The following is an 18,691-nucleotide window of genomic DNA, read 5'->3' as shown; positions in this document are numbered from 1 at the left end:
CCCCCCTAAGGGAGGGATTATAACCCCTCCCTTATAAACCCCATTTCCTCGCCACCCTAAAACGTCATTTAAAATTAACAAGACTTAATGTTTCCACCAGACTACCTGACAGGCCGAGAGCATTGATGCTTCACTTTTAGAAAAAGGCCCCCAGGGTGAAAAACCATAAAACTATTTCGCCACTCTTACTGTGCATAGCACTACCACTCAGCCTCCATGCACAAACAAAGAATACTCCCGAACCCCACGGAACACTTGAAAATGTGATTGTCACCGCAGAACACCGCAAAGAAAATCTGCAAAAACTCCCCATTTCAACCAGCGTCATCAACGGCAATACCCTGCGGATGTTCCAAGCAGACGGGTCCGACACATTACTCTCCCTCTCCGGCCGCAGCCCTAGCCTTTACGTTGAATCCACAACCGGGCGCATCTTCCCACGCTTCTATATTCGCGGCCTCGGCAATAACGACTTTTACCTCGGCGCATCCCAGCCCGTTTCCATCATTCAAGATGATGTCGTACTGGAACATGTTGTCCTCAAATCCAATCCAGCCTTCGATATTCAACAAGTCGAAGTACTACGCGGCCCACAAGGCTCCCTGTTCGGACGCAACACAACCGCCGGCACTATTCGCTTCGATTCCTACAAGCCAACGAACGACTTCCGTGGCCGCGCCGATGTCTCTTACGGCAGCTACAACACCACCAATATGGATCTCGGCTTTGGCGGCCCCCTCCTCGCGAATGTCCTTTCTTTCCGCCTCTCTGGCCTCTTTCAACACCGCGATAACTGGGTCGATAACCGCTTCGCTGGCCCCTCCGATGATGGCACAGCCACCCCACGCAAAAACGCTCTCGGCGGCTTTGATGAGCGTGACGCACGGCTGCAATTTCTCTTCACACCAACAGCCCGCCTTTCCATCCTCGCTTCAGGCCACGCCCGCGATTATGATGGCACTTCTACGCTGTTTTACCGCCAGTCCATTCAAAAAGGCACCAACGCTGTTCCGCAGGATTTTCACCGCAACAGCGTTCAGTACGATGAAGGGCAAAACAATCCCCAATCGTACCACACCTATGGCGGCTCCATTAATGCAGCCTACGATCTTAACAGTGTAAAGTTAACATCCATTACCGCCTATGAAACCAGTCACGGCTGGAGCTTGGGTGACACCGATGGCGGCGCAGCTGCAAATTACCCCGTGCGCGGCGTACCGAACGGATACGGCCTCTCCCGCGGAAGACTGCGCGGACTTGATCAAGTGACCGAAGAACTCCGCCTCGCAAATAACGATAAAGGCCGCTGGAAATGGCAAATTGGTGGTCTGTATTTTAACTCACATGACAATACAGAGTTCGATCAACGCGCCTTCTTCCTCAACACTGCCGCGCATAACCCCAATAATTGGGTACTCCTGCATGACGTAAACACATCATGGGGTATTTTCGGACAAAGCAGCTACCAATTAACCAAGCGCCTAACCCTAACCGGCGGCGTACGCCTGACAAATGATACAAAAAACACATGGCTGCTGCACACAGCTAATACCATTGCCAATGTCGCAACCTATACAGGCCGCCGCTATGTCCGCCTGTCTGCAACAAAACCAAGCTGGGATGTCAGCGCCCTTTACCAACTCACATCCAACGTTAACGCTTACGCACGCATTGCACGCGGTTTCCGTGGTCCCACCATTCAAGGCCGCTCCGCCGTTTTCAATGCAGATTTCACAACAGCCAATGCGGAAACAAACACATCCTATGAAGCTGGCTTAAAAACACAGCTCTGGAATAACCGCCTCCGTCTGAACACAGACGGCTTCTACTACGTCGTGGATAACATCCAACTCAACGGCAATGACAGTAACGGCAACGGCGTCCTCTTTAACGCCAATAAAGCTCGCGGCTGGGGTATGGAAAGTGAAGCCGAACTCCGCCCCATCTCCAACCTTCTGCTAACCGCCGGTGTCAGCCTCTTACACACAGAAATTGACGATAAACGCGTTTACGCCCAAGTCTGCGCTCTCAATGGCGCTGTCGTCTGTACGGTTGAAAACCCAACAATCAACGTGCGCGGCTCAACCTTTGCACAAATCAACGGCAACCCACTCCCCAATGCACCACGTTATAACCTGAACTTCACCGCACGTTATGACCTCCCCATTGGTCATGGCGATGCCTTCTGGGCCACAGATTGGAACGTCCAAGGCTATACAAGCTTCGTGCCTTATAAGACCAAAGAGTTCACCTCAAACGGCAACTTTGAAGGTGGTATGAAACTCGGTTATTCATGGAAAAAATATGAAATGGCCGTGTTCGTTCGTAACATCACCAACAACAAAAACCTCAAAGGCGTGATCGATAACTATATGGCCGGCGTGTACAATGATCCGCGCATCATTGGCATCAGCGCTCATACACGCTTCTAATATCTCATATCCTGACGGTATGGGCTCATGATGAGTCCATATCGCTCCCTCTTTTAAAGAGCGACTTTCTACACCTCCATTCCTCTGATGCATCCACGGGCCAGTTTCAGTAACATACGCGCCCATGAGCCAGCCTTCGCTATCCTCCAAACACAGCCTTGAAGACCGTATCGCGGAACACGCCCAACATCTTGGGTTTGACGCCATAGGCTTCTGCCAAGCCAGCCTCGACCCCTCCATCGAAGAAGGCCTCAAAGCCTTTGTCGGCGCAGGGCATCACGGCACCATGGAGTGGATGGAAACGCGCATCGAACAACGCGCACAGCCCACCGTTTTATGGCCAGACGTCCGCTCCGTCGTCTCCCTCGGCCTGTCTTACGCCCCCGATCATGACCCCCGTGAAGCCCTCTCCAAAACAGATCAAGGCCTCATCTCCGTCTATGCCCGCAACCGGGATTATCACGACGTCATCAAGGGAATGCTCAAACACCTCGCGCAATTCATGGTCCGCATGGGAGGAGACGGTACGCAGGTCAAAGTCTTTGTCGATACTGCCCCCGTCTCCGAACGCGCCCTCGCGGAAAAAGCCCATCTTGGCTGGCAAGGAAAACATACCTGCCTCGTCTCGCGCACACATGGCTCATGGATGCTCTTAGGAGAGATCTACACAACACTCGATCTCACGCCCTCACGCCCACAAGGCGGCGGTTGCGGTAGTTGCTCCCGCTGCCTCACAGCATGCCCCACAAACGCGTTTATCGGCCCCTACCGCATGGATGCACGCCGCTGCATCTCCTACCTCACCATTGAACATAAAGGCCCTATCCCGCACGATTTACGTCCCCTCATGGGGAACCGTATTTATGGCTGCGATGATTGCTTATCTGCCTGCCCCTGGAACCGCTTCGCTGAAACGGGGCACCACATCAAACTCCAAGCCCGTGAAGACCTCACCGCCCCCAAACTGGCCGAACTCGCCGCCCTTGATGACCCTGCCTTCCGGCGCCTCTTCAGTGGCTCCCCCATCAAGCGCATCGGGCGCAATCGCTTCGTACGCAACGTCCTCATCGCCATCGGCAATTCCGCCGATCAACGCCTTATCCCCACCGCTCAAGCCTTATGCACGGACCCAGACCCAGATATCGCGGAAACAGCCACATGGGCCGCAACGCGCCTCACCGCAGCCCCATGAGCGACACGATAATCCTTTGCGCTTCCAATACCAACGCACGGCAAGCAAGGTCACATCAGATCACCCTCACTTAAAACCCAAAGCAATTCTCCGCGGGCAATAAAACCTTGCCACAGAGCCACACGGATCTCCCCCAAAAACCAGAAGGAAATTAAGTGACTTTTTGTCGAGTAGAGAGAGGTTTGACTTACATAATACTCTAAGAAGAATATCTCCCTACCAGCCTCAAAACAGTGTACCAAATGGTGAGTGAGGTCAGTCGGTTATTTTAGCAAGAGCTATAAAAATGATATTTCACAAAAGAGCTTTTCTCGTCCCAGTCTTTGCTCTCCTCTTAGGGTGGCCCATAGCCCAAGCCGATGACTCAGAAGTCAATCCAACCGTATCTCAAAACGACTTGCTCATTGCACGTCATGCTGAAGATATTCTGTCTTCTGAGAAGAAGTGGAATAAGGCCGACGATAGAATTTGCCCACCGTCTGAAAAAACATTCAGCATTTATTGCGCATTGGAAAAATCTTCAGCAGACTTAAACATTCCATTTTCTCATAGATCAGCCGTCATGCAGCAAGCTCGATTTCTAATCGATAAGAAATTTGCACCTAACAATCAGTATGATCACCGCTTAATGGACTTTAATAATGACCCAAAAACAGATTTCCCCACGGTCACACACTTCTTACACTCTCTTGAAGAGACAATCGCAACGATATTGAACACTGAAAAGCCTAAGCATTAATATATTCCACACCAAAGACCGATCAGTAAGGTTTATACTCAGCATCGTCGTTTTTTATTGTTTAACGCCCTATCCACAGAATAACCTCTTCTTGCCCCCCCCCTGAATAAAAGTTTTTTGGTTCTTTTTTCTAAAAAAGAACTACTCAACCTCATAACATAAAAACACTTTCAAAAACCTATCTCCCATTGCTCCCCACAGGACCCCCCATGAGCCTCTTGGTAAAACGTAGCCTCTCCCTCACCGGACACCGCACCTCTGTCGCTCTAGAGCCCGAGTTCTGGTATGTTTTGGACCAAATCGCAGCATCACGCCGTTTAAGCTTCACAGCTCTCGTGGCTGAGATCGACGCACAACGCACACCGGAACGGCCATTAGCCTCCGCCTTACGGGTCGCCGCCCTTCTATGGCGCACCCCTCAACAGGTTGATTTGCTGTAACGCCATTGCATGCTAGGCTAACTCTATGAGTGTTTGGGGCAAACTTTTCGGAAGTGTAGCTGGGTTCGCTGTCGGCGGGCCATTTGGTGCTTTAATGGGAGGCGCCCTCGGCCATGCCGCCGATAGCGGTTCCCTGCTTAACCCTAAAAGCGGCGGATTTAGCGAACGCTTCGCTGCCAAAGGGCGGCCAGACCCTAACAGCGCAGCCTTCTTTGCCGCAGCCAAAATCGCCGCAGCACTCGGAAAAAATGATCAGCTCTATGCCATCGGCCTCGTCGCACTCTGCGCCAAACTGGCCAAGATTGACGCTCCCGTAAATCGCGCAGAAATCAACGCTTTTAAGACCTGCTTCCAGTTCCCGCCGGACAACGTCCGCGAAGTCGGCATGCTCTTTGACCGCGCCCGTGATCGCACGGATGACTTTGAAATGTACGCGCGCGAAATGGGCAAAGCCTATACGCAAGACAAAACACCGCTCGAGCATCTCTTAACAGCACTCTTCCGCATCGCACGGGCAGATGCTGGAAAAACACAAATCCTACACCCTAAAGAGATTGATTTCCTCAAACGTGTTCACGCCGCCTTCGGCCTCTCGGCCAGCGCATGGGAACGCGCTGAAAGCGGGCAAACACGCGCCCAACCCAATAGCAATGGCTTTGATGCTTACCGCATCCTCGGCTTATCACGCTCCGCCAGCGATCAAGACGTACGGCAACAATGGCGCAAACTCATCCGCGAACATCACCCAGATGTGCTCGCACAAAAACCTATGACCGATGCACAACGCAAAAAAGCACAAGACCGCGTCGCGCAGATCAATGCCGCATGGGACCAAATCAAGCGAGATCGTCAGCTCTAAAGCATAATTTCTAATTATAAGGGAAAGACCGGAGGCAACAACTTGGTGGGCACACAAGGGCTCGAACCTTGGACCCGCTGATTAAGAGTCAGCTGCTCTACCAACTGAGCTATGTGCCCAAGGTGTTGCCTTCCGGTGAGAGGGCTTATAAGTGATTCTTACACCAGAAGGCAAGTGTTTTTTTTCAATTTTCTTACAAAAAATGCCTTACGCGTTCAGCAAGCGCATCAGGGCCTCAAATTGCTCCAAAGAACGATAGCTAATCTTCAAAGAGCCACCCTTCTTCCCATCATACGCGATATCAACCTTCAACCCCAAACGCGTCGCCAAACTCTCTTCCAAACGAACGATCTCTAAGTCTCGCTCTTTCGGAATAACCGACTCAACATCCTTCGCAGCGACCAACGCTTCCGTCTGCCGCACATTTAACTGCTTATCCAACACAACCTGCGCCACTTCTTCTGGCTTTGGATGCGCTAATAACGCCCGCGCATGCCCCGCACTCAAACGTCCTTCACGGACATGATGGCGCACTTCCTGCGGCAACTTCAGCAAACGGAGCATGTTCGCAATATGCGGACGAGACTTGCCAACAGCCCCCGCCAGTTCTTCTTGTGTCAGAACATAATCCGTCAAAAGGCGCTGTAAACCTTCCGCTTCTTCGATGGGGTTCAGATCAGCACGCTGAAGATTTTCTACCAAAGCCGCAGCCATGGCATCCATATCATCAAGCTCACGAATATGAACCGGCACATCATGCAGCCCCGCCTGCTGAGCGGCACGCCAGCGCCGCTCACCCGCGATGATCTGATAATGCCCATCCTTCTCAGGATTAGGCCGCACCAATAATGGCTGTAACACCCCACGCGAACGGATCGATACCGCCAGCTCTTCCAGCCGTGCCGGGTTCATATCCTTGCGCGGCTGGAACGGGCTTGGCGCCAGAACATCAACCGACAAAGAACTATAAGAGTGGCTTACCCCGCCCGTACGCGTTGCCTGCGCCAATTGAGGAGCCTGCTCCCCAAGCAATGCCGCAAGACCACGCCCTAAGCGCGGCATGGTGTCTTTTTTTGCCATCGCGTTATGCCTTTACTCGCGCTTCATGACGCTGAATCAATTCCTGACCCAGCGCACGATACGCCGCAGCCCCCGTCGAACGGGCATCATAATTCAGAACTGTTGTCCCATGACTCTGCGCTTCTGATATGCGGATATTCCGTGGGATCAACGTCTCATAAACCTTATCTCCAAAGAAGCCGCGCGCATCCTGCGCAACCAATTCAGAGAGATTGTTCCGGCGGTCATACATGGTCAAGACAATACCTTCTAATTGAAGGTCCGCATTGAACGCACGGCGCACACGATCCACCGTTTTCACCAACTGGCTGATCCCTTCCAGTGCGAAGAACTCACACTGCAACGGCACCAAAACACTGTCCGACGCAACCAACGCATTGAGCGTAAGCAGCCCCAAACTTGGCGGACAATCGATCAGAACAGTATCATACTGCCCACCCAATGCATGCAACGCATCCCGCAGACGATACTCCCGACGCTCATCGCCAATGAGCTCGATCTCAGCACCCGCCAAATCACTATTCGCTGTGATGATCGACAGGTTCGGCAGAGCCGTTTCCTGCGGCAAGTCTTGAGGCTCTGCTTCACACGTCAACGCAGCATAAGTGCCTGTTGAGCGTTGATCATACTCCACCCCAAGACCGGTGGAGGCATTGCCTTGTGGGTCAAGGTCAACCAATAAAACACGCTGCTTTTCGGCTAAAGCAGCAGCCAGATTGATGGCCGTCGTCGTTTTACCAACGCCACCCTTCTGATTGGTGATTGCAATGATACGGGGGGTTGTTGATTGCTTATCGAGTGACACGCTGAAAATCACAAACCTTGATGATGACGCCGCCTTCGGCAGTGCGGCTATTAAAAATCTCAGTGGAGAGATGCCAGTCCCGCTGTGCTTCGGTCAGTTCCTCTGGCGCTTTCGCACCCTTCAGAAAAAGACAAAAACCTTCTGGCTTCAAGAGTGGACGCGCCCAGCCGAGCAAACGCTCCATCGGTGCTAACGCTCGGGCCGTCACAACATCGGCCGGCTCCAAAGATACCGTCTCGATACGCTTCGCAACGACCTGCACCTTAACACCACATTCCCGCGCAGCTTCACGCAGAAACGCACATTTACGCTGATCTGATTCAACCAATGTCACAGGAAGCCCGGTAGCAATCGCTAGGATAATACCAGGGAACCCACCGCCCGAACCAAGATCGGTAATACGTGCATTTTCCGGCACAAGAGCCGCCAGCTGCAAACTATCTTCAATATGACGCGGCCATAAATGGACAAGGTCACGCGGGCTCACAAGATTAATGCGTGCATTCCACTGCGTCAAAAGCGCAGCAAAACGCTCCAACTTCTCCTGTGTTTCACGTGAAACTTCAACCATCACGCCGCCCCCTTCAGATGCGCCAACAAGGCAACCAGCGCCGCAGGCGTTACACCTCGGACACGTTGAGCTGCTGCGAAGCTGGTCGGTTTAGCCGCCGCTAAACGTTCCTGCATCTCATTACTTAAGCCACCAACGCTGTAATAGTCCAAATCAACCGGCAACGTAATGGCTGTTTCAGCAGCTAATTGACGAATTTCACGCTCTTGCCGCTGCAAATACCCACCATAACGCGCTTCTGTTTCCAAATGGCGCTTCACACGGGGGGACAACTCCAAAAACCACGGTGCCAAACTTTGCAAGTCTGCTTTCGAGCCCTGCGCTGCCAACACGTCATGCAACGAACGGCGGCGACCATCCAAAGACACTTCAAGCCCTGCATCACGCAATTGCTGCGGCAAGAAACTTGCTTCCGTCGCCTTGGCTGATGCCGCACCAATATCAGCCAATAACGCCTCATGTGCCGCTTGGCGCTCAGTGCCAACACACCCCGCCGCAATCCCCTTCGGGGTCAGACGAATATCCGCATTATCCGCGCGCAAACTCAAACGATACTCCGCCCGAGACGTGAACATCCGATACGGCTCACTAATGCCATGCAACGTCAGATCATCCACCATGACGCCCAAATAGGCTTCACTGCGGTCCAACACAAAAGCATCACTACCACCGGCCGCACGAGCTGCATTCAACCCGGCCAAAAGACCTTGCGCACCCGCTTCTTCATACCCCGTCGTGCCATTAATCTGTCCCGCCAGATACAAACCGGGCAAACGCCGCACTTCCAAAGTCGGCAAAAGCTCACGGGGATCAACATAGTCATATTCAACAGCATAACCTGCCGTCACAATACGCGCATTCTCCAACCCCGGCATGGTCGCAATCATCTGCGCCTGCACATCCGCCGGGAGGCTGGTGCTAATCCCGTTCGGATACACCAAATCTCCACCCGGATTCCCCGGCAGTGCCTCTGGCTCTAAGAAGACTTGATGGGCATTACGCTCAGCAAAACGCACAATCTTATCTTCGATAGACGGACAATAACGCGGACCACGCCCCGCAATCGCCCCACCATACATTGCCGATAAATGCAGGTTATCGCGGATAACCTGATGCGTCTTTTCCGTCGTCTGACTAATACGACACGACAACTGAGGGTTCGTAATACCCTTCGTTAGAACACTAAATGGTTCTGGAACCGCATCGCCCTTATCTTCATCCAATTCATCCCACGCGATACTATCGCGTGCAATCCGTGGTGGCGTTCCCGTTTTCAAACGCCCCATCATCAGGCCGAGCTTCTCTAAACGCTCACCCAAAATGGTTGCAGGCTCTTCACCAATACGCCCTGCCGCCTGCGCGCTATGACCAATATGAATCACGCCGCGCAAAAACGTACCGCTGGTCAACACAACGGATGGTGCACGGAACACACGTCCATCTTCACAGACCACACCCGTCACACGACCATCATCGACCGTGACATCCGCCACAGCCCCTTCAATGATCTGCAAACCAGATGTCTCAGCCAATAACTCCTGAATCGCCGTGCGATACAAAGAACGGTCAGCCTGCGCGCGCGGCCCCTGCACTGCTGGCCCCTTCGAGCGGTTCAACAGTTTAAAGTGAATACCGGCCCGGTCTGCCGCCTTACCCATCAAGCCGTCCAGCGCATCAATCTCACGCACCAGATGGCCCTTACCAATCCCACCAATCGCAGGATTACAGGACATGGCACCAACCGTCTCTAAACGATGCGTCAACAACACCGTCCGCGCACCATAGCGCGCAGCAGACGCGGCGGCCTCACACCCAGCATGACCACCACCGATTACGATGACATCAAAATCCGTCAAACGTCACTTCCCGATACAAAACTGCCCGAAAATTGCATCGAGCAGTGATTCGACATCCACATGGCCCGTCAAACGCCCTAAAGAACGTAATGCCAGACGTAATTCTTCACCACGCAATTCCGGCCAGTCTGCATCTAATGCACGAGCCAAATACTGCGCGGCCTCTTGTATTCCAGCACGGTGCCGTGCGCGCGTTAGAGGTGGTGCCGCAGCGCCCGCTGTCAAGGCCGCCACACGCTCACTCAAAACAGTACGCAACATTGAAAGCCCCGCCGCCGTCTTTGTGCTGATCCCTAGCATGCCATCAGGAGCTGGCGCGATGTCGATTTTCGTTCGCACGGCAATTTCATCTGCACTCAATGCCTCAACATCATCTTCCGGTCCACTCAGGTGCAAAACGATATCGGCCTGTTTCACGTGAAACAATGCACGCCGGATCCCCTCGGCCTCAATTTCATCATCCGTTTCCCGCAGACCCGCCGTATCAACCAAGCGCAACTTCACACCATCAAGAACCCAATCCAACGCAATAGCATCCCGCGTCGTCCCCGCACGATGCGTCACAATCGCCGCATCCATCCCAGACAATGCATTAAGCAAACTGGATTTCCCAACATTCGGCGCCCCCGCGATGACGACCGTAATCCCGGCACGCATCAACTCCCCACGGTGATCCTGCAAATGCGCGCTCATCTCCGTATGCAGCGCATTGATCGTGTTGAGCAGACCCTCTTCCACACTCTCCGGCAAATCTTCGTCCGGGAAATCAATCAAAGCCTCCTGATGCGCAACCACAATCCGTAACTGCTCAGCCCAACCATCATAAAGCTGGCTCAACGCTCCATCCGCTTGTCGCAAAGCCTGACGACGCTGGCTCTCCGTCTCCGCTTCGACCAAGTCAGAAATCGCCTCAGCCTGCAAAAGATCCATACGGCCATTTTGCACCGCACGCCGTGTAAACTCGCCTGGTTCCGCAGGGCGCGCGCCCAATGCCGTCAGCGCATCCGCAACACGCGCCACAATAGCTGGCCCCGCATGCAAATGCAGTTCAAACCCATCCTCTCCCGTGTAGGACCCTGGCCCCGGGAAACGCAGAACCACCGCCTCATCCAACACATCGCCTTCATGCTTCAACCGGCGCAAACTCGCCCGCCGTGCTTCTGGCAAGCCACCCGCCAAAGCGGACAAAACGTGGTCACTACCCGAGCCACTGGCGCGCATCACCGCAATCGCCCCACGCCCTGCGCCGGTCGCGAGTGCAAAAATCACATCAGAATCGTTGAAATTTGGATTAGCCATACGCGTTCTCTAATGCACCTGCGCCCAAGGGAAAACCAAAACCCTCACCTCAACAGAGATATTTTATACCCCTGCCTGCCCCATGCCCGCCAAAGCATTATCTGCCATCGTATGATTGGTCATGCGTGACCAAGACAACGCGTATAAATTGAGATTTTCTTTTTTAGACAAAAGCATCGCAAAACCTACATCTATTAATAGGCGCAGGCCCGTAACCCGGCATGATTTTAAAGATTTTATTCCATCAAAAAGACACCCAGAGACTGCCCTTATAATAGGGCGTGATTGATGGGATGGCACTTTCTACACCACCTCCTACACATACAGAGCCTTTATATATCGGCTCTTCCGTAAAACGACTGCGCTTTATAGGTCATGGTTCCTTAGCCCAACGCTCTCTATGTTAAGATGCATCCACCGGGGCGCCATGATTTATGAAAAACTCACACCTCACTCCGCTACCCCTATACCCAAATCCACCCTTACTCACGCAGGGGAGATGACCAACAGCCCATCACCCTTTATAATCCCCACGACCAACTCCACAGAAACAAGTACCCTCTCCATGCCTCAACTTTCCTGCCACTCCCCCCTCGGCGCACTCACCATCAGCGAAGACGACCATAAAATCGTTGCGCTCGATTGGGGGTGGGGCCGTGATCAAGAGGAAACCCCACTCCTCATCACCGTGCGTGACCGTTTAGAGCGCTATTTTGACCGTGAAGCCGTTGATTTCAGTGACCTCCCCTTCACCCCATACGGAACAGATTACCAAAAGAAAATTTGGGCCGGGCTACTCAATATTCCCTACGGCACTACACGCTATTACTCTGATTTTGCCTCCGAATATGGCGGATCAGCACGCTCAGTTGGCGGTGCCGCGGGCGCAAACCCTATCCCCATCCTCATTCCATGCCATCGCATTATCGGCCGCTCAGGTCTTGGTGGCTATTCCGGCATGAACGGCATCGACGATAAACGCATGCTGCTCACCCTTGAACAACCCGACGATTAAAGAATGGCCTAGAGCCCTTTTGGAACATCCCCGACGATCACCATCGCTTCCCTCACTCCACAGCACACTGAAGAGCAAGAACGACAAGAGATACTCATACTTATCCGTCGATTTTCACCACAGAGCTCTTCAGGCGCACCACTGTTTGAACGGACGACCTCTCTCGCAAGGTCATACACACTCATGCACCTTAAAGCTGATTGTCCTCATTATTAGAGAGCAATCAGCAGCACTGACCTCAAGCACTCAGGGCGCAAAAAACGGCCCTGTTGCAAAGTTGGTGTTGCTACCTGAAACCGTTTTCGGTTTTGGGAGAGGCATAACAGATGAGCGATTTCAAGGGGCGGCATTTTCCCGAAGTTGGCGTGTTGATGAGACTTATATCAAGGTCAAAGGGAACTGGGCGTATCTCTATCGGGCTGTCGGCAAAGGTGGTGATACGATTAATTTCTACCTATCGCCGGCCTGAAACGCCAAGGCGGCCAAACGTTTTCTGAGCAAAGCGATAAGTGGTCTGAAAGACTGGGAAAAACCCGATACAATCAAGACGGACAAAGCACCGACGCATGGCATAGCGATCAAAGAGCTAAAACATGGAGGCAAGCTGCTTGGCACAGTGCAGCACCGGCAGGTGAAATATCTGAGCAATGTGATCGAGGCCGATCACGGTAAGCTCAAATAACTGATCAGGCCCGTGCGTGGTTTCAAACTGCTGAAAACTTCTTATGCGTCGATCAAGAGTTTCGAGGTCATGCGCGCTCTAAAAAGGGACAAGCTCAACTTTTCCAGTTCCAAAAAGGTATTATGGGAGAAGTGCGTTTAATCAAAAGACAGTTCGGAATTTACAACGTCTACAACATCCCCGAACTGGGATATCTGCGTCCTGAACCTAAATTTGCAACAGGACCACATGGCACGAAAGCACGCCCGCTCTTCCGCCTATCCACTGGCAATTTTTGTATCATCAGGCACTGACCCACTACGCTAAACACGCAGAGCAAAGCTATTCAATAACCACTATAATCAGGATAAAATTTTACGCATTTTGAGGTACCAAAAAGCATCGACAAGCCCAAAACATACACCTCATAATGCTCTCATATAACGCATGACGAGTATGTTTTCCGCCACATCGTCAGCACTTTATCTGCCTCAACAAAATAGCTGCATCACTCCAAAAGTGCATATCTTTACACCACAAAGATATGCACCCAGCACTCTTGTGTCTTTATATTTTTACACTGTAAAGATGCCCCCATGACCGAGACTAAACCACGCTATCATCATGGCGACCTCCCCAGCACGCTGCTCCATTCTGCCCGCGTACTCCTTGAACAAGACGGCATTGCCGCCCTCAAATTACGCGCCATCACACGCCATGCTGGCGTTTCAGCCACAGCAGCCACGCCGCATTTTGGAAATCTGTCAGGCGTACTGAGTGCCCTCGCCGCCATTGGTTTCAATGAACTCACCGCCGCTATGTCCAACACAGCACATAAAACAATGCGTGATATTGGCCTCGCTTACATACGCTTTGCCATTGCCAATCCCGGCTTATTTACACTGATGTTTCGTAACGATTCGGTTGATCGTACCACACCAGACCTCAAAAATGCTTCTGAAAAAGCACTCGCTTGCCTCGCACACCTACCATCGGACACTCCCTCTTCATCCCCCCTCGACAAAGCCGCACAAATGGCTTCGGCATGGGCAAAAGTGCACGGCCTCGCTATCCTCGCCATTGACGGGCAGTTACAAGCACTTACCCCCCAACCGCTAACCCCCATTTTATTAGAGAAACTTTTGGCAAATACACTATCACTCAAATAAACGAGTGCCGACTATAACGAAAACGTCAAAAGAACGTTACACTATAAAATATCATTAGAAATACACGCCCAGATACCGCATCCTCACGGAATCACATTGCAGGAGGTCCTCATGTCCAACATGCGCTGGCCCAGCCGCCCCGGTGACTGGTGTGCCGTTGTCTTAGGCGGGGTTATCACCCTTCTCGGCCTTCCTATGGTGATTTTGGGGGCAGACCTCATCTCACTAGGCGGGTCATGGTATTATGCCCTATGCGGCCTTGTCGTTGTTATTGCTGGCATTTTAATCCTACTGGGCCGAACATTAGGGGCCACAGCCTACCTACTTGCATGGCTCGGCACAGCTATTTGGTCTTTCTGGGAAGTCGGCTTTGATGGGTGGGGCCTGCTCCCGCGCCTTTTTGGCCCTTCAATCCTCGCCATTTTAGTGCTTCTCATCATCCCAACACTCAAAAAACGGGACCTGACACGCACTGCATCAAACGCCACCTCGCAGTCAGGAGCAGCATTCTGATGCGCACATCTCTTTTCTTGGCCAGCGCCCTCTCTCTCGCCGCCTGCACGGCTTTGACCCCTCTGGCCTATGCACAGGTCGCCTCAGAGCACACATCCTCCATCCCCGGAGATACCCCTCAAGAGAGCGGTCCATCCCTGAACCCCACCTTTAACGCCCCTTCCCCCTACGCGCCTCAAGCGCCCGGCGTAAACGCAGCCAACCTGCCAGATGATCCCTCCATGGACCCGGCGACCGTTCCCGCCATGGTCCCCCAACAAAGCGCCGCCCCTGCTCCAGAAGATTGGTCAGCCTATGGGCGAGATGATGATGCCTCACGCTATTCACCATTAGCGCAAATTACCCCGGCCAATGTCGGGCAATTACAACGCGCCTTCATCTACCATACCGGCAGCAAGCCAGCCCCCGGCCAAGCCAATAAATGGGCGGCAGAAACCACCCCCATCAAAGTGGGTGACGGGCTCTATATGTGCTCTGCCATGAACGACATGATGAAGCTTGATCCCGCGACTGGGCGTGAAATCTGGCGCTTCAATGTGGGTGAAAAGTTCCAGTCCATCCCTTACACTGCGGCCTGTAAAAGCGTGGTGTACTACACATCCTCCACTATCCCCGAAGGCCAGCCCTGCCATAATCGCATTGTCGAAGCCACACTGGATGAACGCCTGATCTCCGTGGATGCCGATACTGGCCAAGCGTGCAAAGCCTTCGGCTTCAACGGACAAATCAACCTCATGCAGGGCATGGGTGAATCCGTCCCGGGCTTCGTGTCCGAAACAGCCCCGCCCCCTATCGTGAACGGCGTGATCGTCACCAACCAAGAAGTGCTCGACGGGCAAAGACGATGGGCTCCTTCCGGCGTCATTCGTGGTTATGATGCGGAGAGCGGGAAGTTCCTCTGGGCGTGGGATGTCAACCGCCCCAATGACCACAGCCAACCTGCCCCCGGCCAGCATTACAGCCGCGGCACCCCGAATTCATGGGCCGCTATGACGGGTGATAATGCCCTCGGCCTTGTCTATGTCCCAACCGGGAACTCCGCAGCCGATTATTACTCCGCCCTGCGTACACCAGAAGAAAACGCAGTTTCTTCCTCCATCGTCGCCATTGACGTCAAAACCGGCTCACCACGCTGGGTCTTCCAAACGGTCCATAAAGACGTATGGGATTATGATATCGGCTCCCAAGTCACCAAATTTGACTTCCCAAGCGAGCACGGCCCTGTTCCAGCACTGATTGTCCCGACCAAACGCGGCCAAACCTTCGTGCTCGACCGGGCAACAGGCAAACCCCTCCTACCGGTAGAAGAACGCCCAGCCCCCGCCGGGAACATCCCCAATGACCCACGCGCACCAACGCAGCCATGGTCAACCGGCATGCCACGGCTGGGCTTCCCAGACCTTAAAGAGAGCGACATGTGGGGCATGTCCCCCATTGATCAACTTTTCTGCCGCATCAAATTCCGTCGCGCACGGTATCAGGGTGAATTCACGGCACCGGGCGTTGATAAACCATCCATTGAATATCCCGGCTATAATGGTGGTTCTGACTGGGGCAGCATGGCCTATGATGCCAAAACCGGCATCCTGATCGCCAACTGGAACAATACCCCCATGTATGACCAGCTAGTGACCCGCCGCCATGCGGATAAATTAGGGATGCGCCCGATTGATTCCCCTTATTTCAACGCCAAATCTGGCGGTGCAGAGGGCAATGGCGCACAGGCTGATACACCTTACGGCATTGTCGTCACGCCATTTTGGGATCAGTTCACTGGCATGATGTGCAACAAACCACCCTATGGCGCCATTACGGCCATCGACATGCACACCCGCAAAGTCCTGTGGCAAACACCACTCGGCACCGCACGCGCCAACGGCCCCTTTGGCCTCCCCACCTACCTGCCCCTCAAGATTGGCACCCCTAATAACGGCGGCCCAATCATCACAGCAGGTGGCCTCGTCTTCGTCGCAGCGGCAACAGATAACCAAATCCGCGCCATTGATATGAAAACAGGCAAAACCGTCTGGAGCGATGTCCTCCCCGGTGGCGGACAAGCCACCCCGATGACCTATGAATATAAAGGGCGGCAATACCTCGCCATCATGGCAGGCGGCCATCACTTCATGATGACCCCCGTCACAGATGACCTCGTCGTCTACGCCCTGCCGCAAACAACACACTAAACGTCAAACGCCCTGCTCTTTCTCCATTCGGAGAGAGCAGGGCATCTAGGGGCCAAACAATCCATTTATTCTCGCCGCATTGCGCGATGATTAACGGTTCTTCTTCAAAAGATGTGTTCGCCTCAAGAGACACGCTCAATCAAATAAAAACTTTGAGTATAGGCACGTTGCGCTTGCCTCAACACGAAAGCGCATATGCTTATAAAAACAGAGGGAGAATACACGTTTAGAATGTCCGAATGACACTCACCGAACATTCAGGCATAATTGGGTTTGCACGCATCAAACGCTTTCAATACCGCTTCACCAATCGCTTCATCCGTATCATGGATGGAAACATGAAAAACCTTTCCATCGTTTTTATCCAAATCCCAAGCCCCGTGGCCACCACCACTGCCGCGTGTAGCCGTTAGCTCGATTTGATCCGTATTTTCATAGTCCCAGCTGGAAAATACACGAGCTGTTCGAATGACAGCCGTCCGCCAATCTTTGATTTGAAAGTCCTCGACGATCTTCTCCCAGAAGTCATAAAAAGCTTGGTTGCTTTTTTCTGTGATGCCTTCTCTATCTTCTGGATGATACTGAAGGTGTTCGTTCATATCGTCGCTTGTGTGCAAAGCACGTCGAAAGTTTTCACCAATCCATTGAGGTGTTGCATACTTTCGATCAGTGTATATTGCCCATCCATTGCTAGAAAAATTGTTCCCTCCCCGTATTTCTGAGCTTATTATCGCGTAAAATTTTTTACTACGATAAAGAAAAGAACTTTTTCTTTTAGTCATTTTATTTTCCATTATTTAAATTTTAGCGTTTTATAAATAAAAAATTCACCGAATCAGTACATATAGAAAAAATATGATATACCCCAAAACATATTTAATTTTTTCTTTGCAAATACATTACTCAAACCTTAGCACCATCAGCAGCCTTCACCTCACGCCGCCAATCACGCATCCCATAAGCTGCAAGAACGGTAAACATTACATACAGCCCTGCGGTAAGCAGGTCGTGCCGCCAAAAAAAGGCTACCGCATACAGCGTATCCACCACAATCCACAGCGCCCAGTTTTCCCAATGGCGCCGCGCTGCCCATAACGAAGCCAACAGACTAAAACATGTCAGCCCAGCATCCCCCCATGGCATCGGGTCATCTGTATAAAAACGTAATCCATACCCCAAAATAAAAGAGAGAAGCAGCGTCACAACGCCTTCCAACGCAAACCTCCCCCTCTGCGCTGGCTGCACCATCAAGCCATCTTCGGCATCTTTCTGCCCCGCACGTGCCCATGCCCACCAGCCGTAAAACAACATCACAGCATAGAAAATTTGCAGCCCCATATCACTGTACAGTTTCCATAACAAAAACTGATAGAAATACACAAAGACACCAACCAATCCGATAGGCCAGCACCACATACTCCGCCGCACCGTAAACCACACGCCTAAAACATTCGCGATAACGCCCAGCAGTTCCAACCAAGACATAGCGTTATCCTTAAAGATTTACCTGCCGTATATGACGCAAAAGCCTCTTTCCCTCCGATGACTGAAACCAATCTGCATGCCCTAAGAGGTACCCTTGATAGGCCAAATTCGCATTATCGATATTCTTCAGTATTCCATAAAAAAAATCGATCTCACTTACTGAGAAATCAGCATGAGCAATGGGAAGCACATCCGCTACAGCCGAACACTCCGCATCCCCCCAGCCGGACACCCCAGCATATCCCCGCAAAAACGCCGTCACATGCTCCAATTGTGCAACAGGTTCTTGCCCCCCTTCCATATCCAACCACGACACCATGCTGCGCTCTAAAGCGACCGCAACATCCAAAAAGGCCGAACTCCGATCCGCCAGCCCAAAATCAAGCACC

General features: G+C 52.5%; 16 protein-coding genes, 1 tRNA gene and 2 pseudogenes. 10 read left to right on the top strand and 9 right to left on the bottom strand.

The genetic code is table 11. From position 1 onward, the window contains the following. Positions 1-155: 155 nt before the first annotated feature. The 5 genes from NTH01S_RS10155 to NTH01S_RS10135 all read left to right on the top strand — a co-directional run bounded on the left by NTH01S_RS10155 (position 156) and on the right by NTH01S_RS10135 (position 5,662). On the top strand, positions 156-2,432 hold the full coding sequence (locus NTH01S_RS10155; RefSeq protein WP_084367306.1) for a TonB-dependent receptor: 2,277 nt from the start codon (positions 156-158) through the stop codon (positions 2,430-2,432). Positions 2,433-2,556: 124 nt separating this feature from the next. Beyond that, positions 2,557-3,624, top strand: a complete 1,068-nt coding sequence (gene queG / locus NTH01S_RS10150) for a tRNA epoxyqueuosine(34) reductase QueG (protein WP_068173371.1) — start codon at positions 2,557-2,559, stop codon at positions 3,622-3,624. A 286-nt stretch (positions 3,625-3,910) separates the two neighbouring features. After that, positions 3,911-4,363 carry a hypothetical protein gene (locus tag NTH01S_RS10145; RefSeq protein WP_068173369.1) on the top strand — a complete coding sequence of 151 codons (453 nt, stop codon included), beginning with the start codon at positions 3,911-3,913 and terminating at the stop codon, positions 4,361-4,363. A 209-nt stretch (positions 4,364-4,572) separates the two neighbouring features. Then, positions 4,573-4,803, top strand: a complete 231-nt coding sequence (locus tag NTH01S_RS10140) for a ribbon-helix-helix domain-containing protein (RefSeq protein WP_068173367.1) — start codon at positions 4,573-4,575, stop codon at positions 4,801-4,803. A 25-nt stretch (positions 4,804-4,828) separates the two neighbouring features. Beyond that, a complete protein-coding gene (locus tag NTH01S_RS10135; protein ID WP_068173365.1) occupies positions 4,829-5,662 on the top strand; it encodes a TerB family tellurite resistance protein in 834 nt (277 codons plus the stop codon). Between the two features lie 43 nt (positions 5,663-5,705). Here NTH01S_RS10135 and NTH01S_RS10130 read toward each other — a convergent pair. From NTH01S_RS10130 to mnmE, 6 genes are all read right to left on the bottom strand, one after another. Beyond that, positions 5,706-5,781, bottom strand: a tRNA-Lys gene (locus NTH01S_RS10130). 88 nt (positions 5,782-5,869) lie between these two features. Next, positions 5,870-6,742, bottom strand: coding sequence for a ParB/RepB/Spo0J family partition protein (locus NTH01S_RS10125; RefSeq protein ID WP_068173362.1), 873 nt, complete (start codon positions 6,740-6,742; stop codon positions 5,870-5,872). Positions 6,743-6,746: 4 nt separating this feature from the next. After that, on the bottom strand, positions 6,747-7,547 hold the full coding sequence (locus NTH01S_RS10120) for a ParA family protein (protein ID WP_068173373.1): 801 nt from the start codon (positions 7,545-7,547) through the stop codon (positions 6,747-6,749). After that, positions 7,534-8,118, bottom strand: a complete 585-nt coding sequence (rsmG, locus tag NTH01S_RS10115; protein ID WP_068173360.1) for a 16S rRNA (guanine(527)-N(7))-methyltransferase RsmG — start codon at positions 8,116-8,118, stop codon at positions 7,534-7,536. Before rsmG ends, NTH01S_RS10120 begins: the two co-directional genes overlap by 14 nt. Then, complete coding sequence (mnmG, locus tag NTH01S_RS10110; RefSeq protein ID WP_068173358.1) at positions 8,118-9,974, bottom strand: tRNA uridine-5-carboxymethylaminomethyl(34) synthesis enzyme MnmG; 1,857 nt, start codon at positions 9,972-9,974, stop codon at positions 8,118-8,120. Before mnmG ends, rsmG begins: the two co-directional genes overlap by 1 nt. A gap of 3 nt (positions 9,975-9,977) precedes the next feature. Next, positions 9,978-11,273, bottom strand: coding sequence for a tRNA uridine-5-carboxymethylaminomethyl(34) synthesis GTPase MnmE (gene mnmE, locus NTH01S_RS10105; RefSeq protein WP_068173356.1), 1,296 nt, complete (start codon positions 11,271-11,273; stop codon positions 9,978-9,980). Positions 11,274-11,838: 565 nt separating this feature from the next. On the opposite strand from mnmE, the gene NTH01S_RS10100 reads away from it, so the two are divergent. From NTH01S_RS10100 to NTH01S_RS10085, 5 genes and pseudogenes are all read left to right on the top strand, one after another. Further along, positions 11,839-12,288, top strand: coding sequence for a methylated-DNA--[protein]-cysteine S-methyltransferase (locus NTH01S_RS10100; RefSeq protein WP_068173354.1), 450 nt, complete (start codon positions 11,839-11,841; stop codon positions 12,286-12,288). Between the two features lie 352 nt (positions 12,289-12,640). Then, positions 12,641-13,131: pseudogene (locus NTH01S_RS11635) on the top strand (IS6 family transposase); the annotation flags it as partial. Between the two features lie 414 nt (positions 13,132-13,545). After that, on the top strand, positions 13,546-14,118 hold the full coding sequence (locus NTH01S_RS10095) for a TetR/AcrR family transcriptional regulator (RefSeq protein ID WP_068173352.1): 573 nt from the start codon (positions 13,546-13,548) through the stop codon (positions 14,116-14,118). Positions 14,119-14,229: 111 nt separating this feature from the next. Continuing rightward, positions 14,230-14,631: a hypothetical protein gene (locus NTH01S_RS10090; protein WP_068173350.1), complete on the top strand. Its 402-nt coding sequence runs from the start codon at positions 14,230-14,232 to the stop codon at positions 14,629-14,631. Beyond that, a complete protein-coding gene (locus tag NTH01S_RS10085) occupies positions 14,631-16,817 on the top strand; it encodes a pyrroloquinoline quinone-dependent dehydrogenase (protein ID WP_068173348.1) in 2,187 nt (728 codons plus the stop codon). Before NTH01S_RS10090 ends, NTH01S_RS10085 begins: the two co-directional genes overlap by 1 nt. A 257-nt stretch (positions 16,818-17,074) precedes the next feature. On the opposite strand, the gene NTH01S_RS11795 is transcribed toward NTH01S_RS10085, so the two are convergent. From NTH01S_RS11795 to NTH01S_RS11905, 3 genes and pseudogenes are all read right to left on the bottom strand, one after another. Continuing rightward, a complete protein-coding gene (locus NTH01S_RS11795) occupies positions 17,075-17,599 on the bottom strand; it encodes a contact-dependent growth inhibition system immunity protein (protein ID WP_169802069.1) in 525 nt (174 codons plus the stop codon). Positions 17,600-17,720: 121 nt separating this feature from the next. After that, positions 17,721-18,302, bottom strand: coding sequence for a nicotinamide riboside transporter PnuC (gene pnuC / locus NTH01S_RS10075; protein ID WP_068173343.1), 582 nt, complete (start codon positions 18,300-18,302; stop codon positions 17,721-17,723). 10 nt (positions 18,303-18,312) lie between these two features. Then, a pseudogene (locus NTH01S_RS11905) lies at positions 18,313-18,691 on the bottom strand (phosphotransferase enzyme family protein); the annotation flags it as partial.

This window comes from Neokomagataea thailandica NBRC 106555 (assembly GCF_001598495.1).
Taxonomy (GTDB): Bacteria; Pseudomonadota; Alphaproteobacteria; order Acetobacterales; family Acetobacteraceae; genus Gluconobacter; species Gluconobacter thailandicus_A.
The sequence above is the reverse complement of the archived record's forward strand: the minus strand, read 5'-3'. Positions and strand labels throughout refer to the sequence as shown.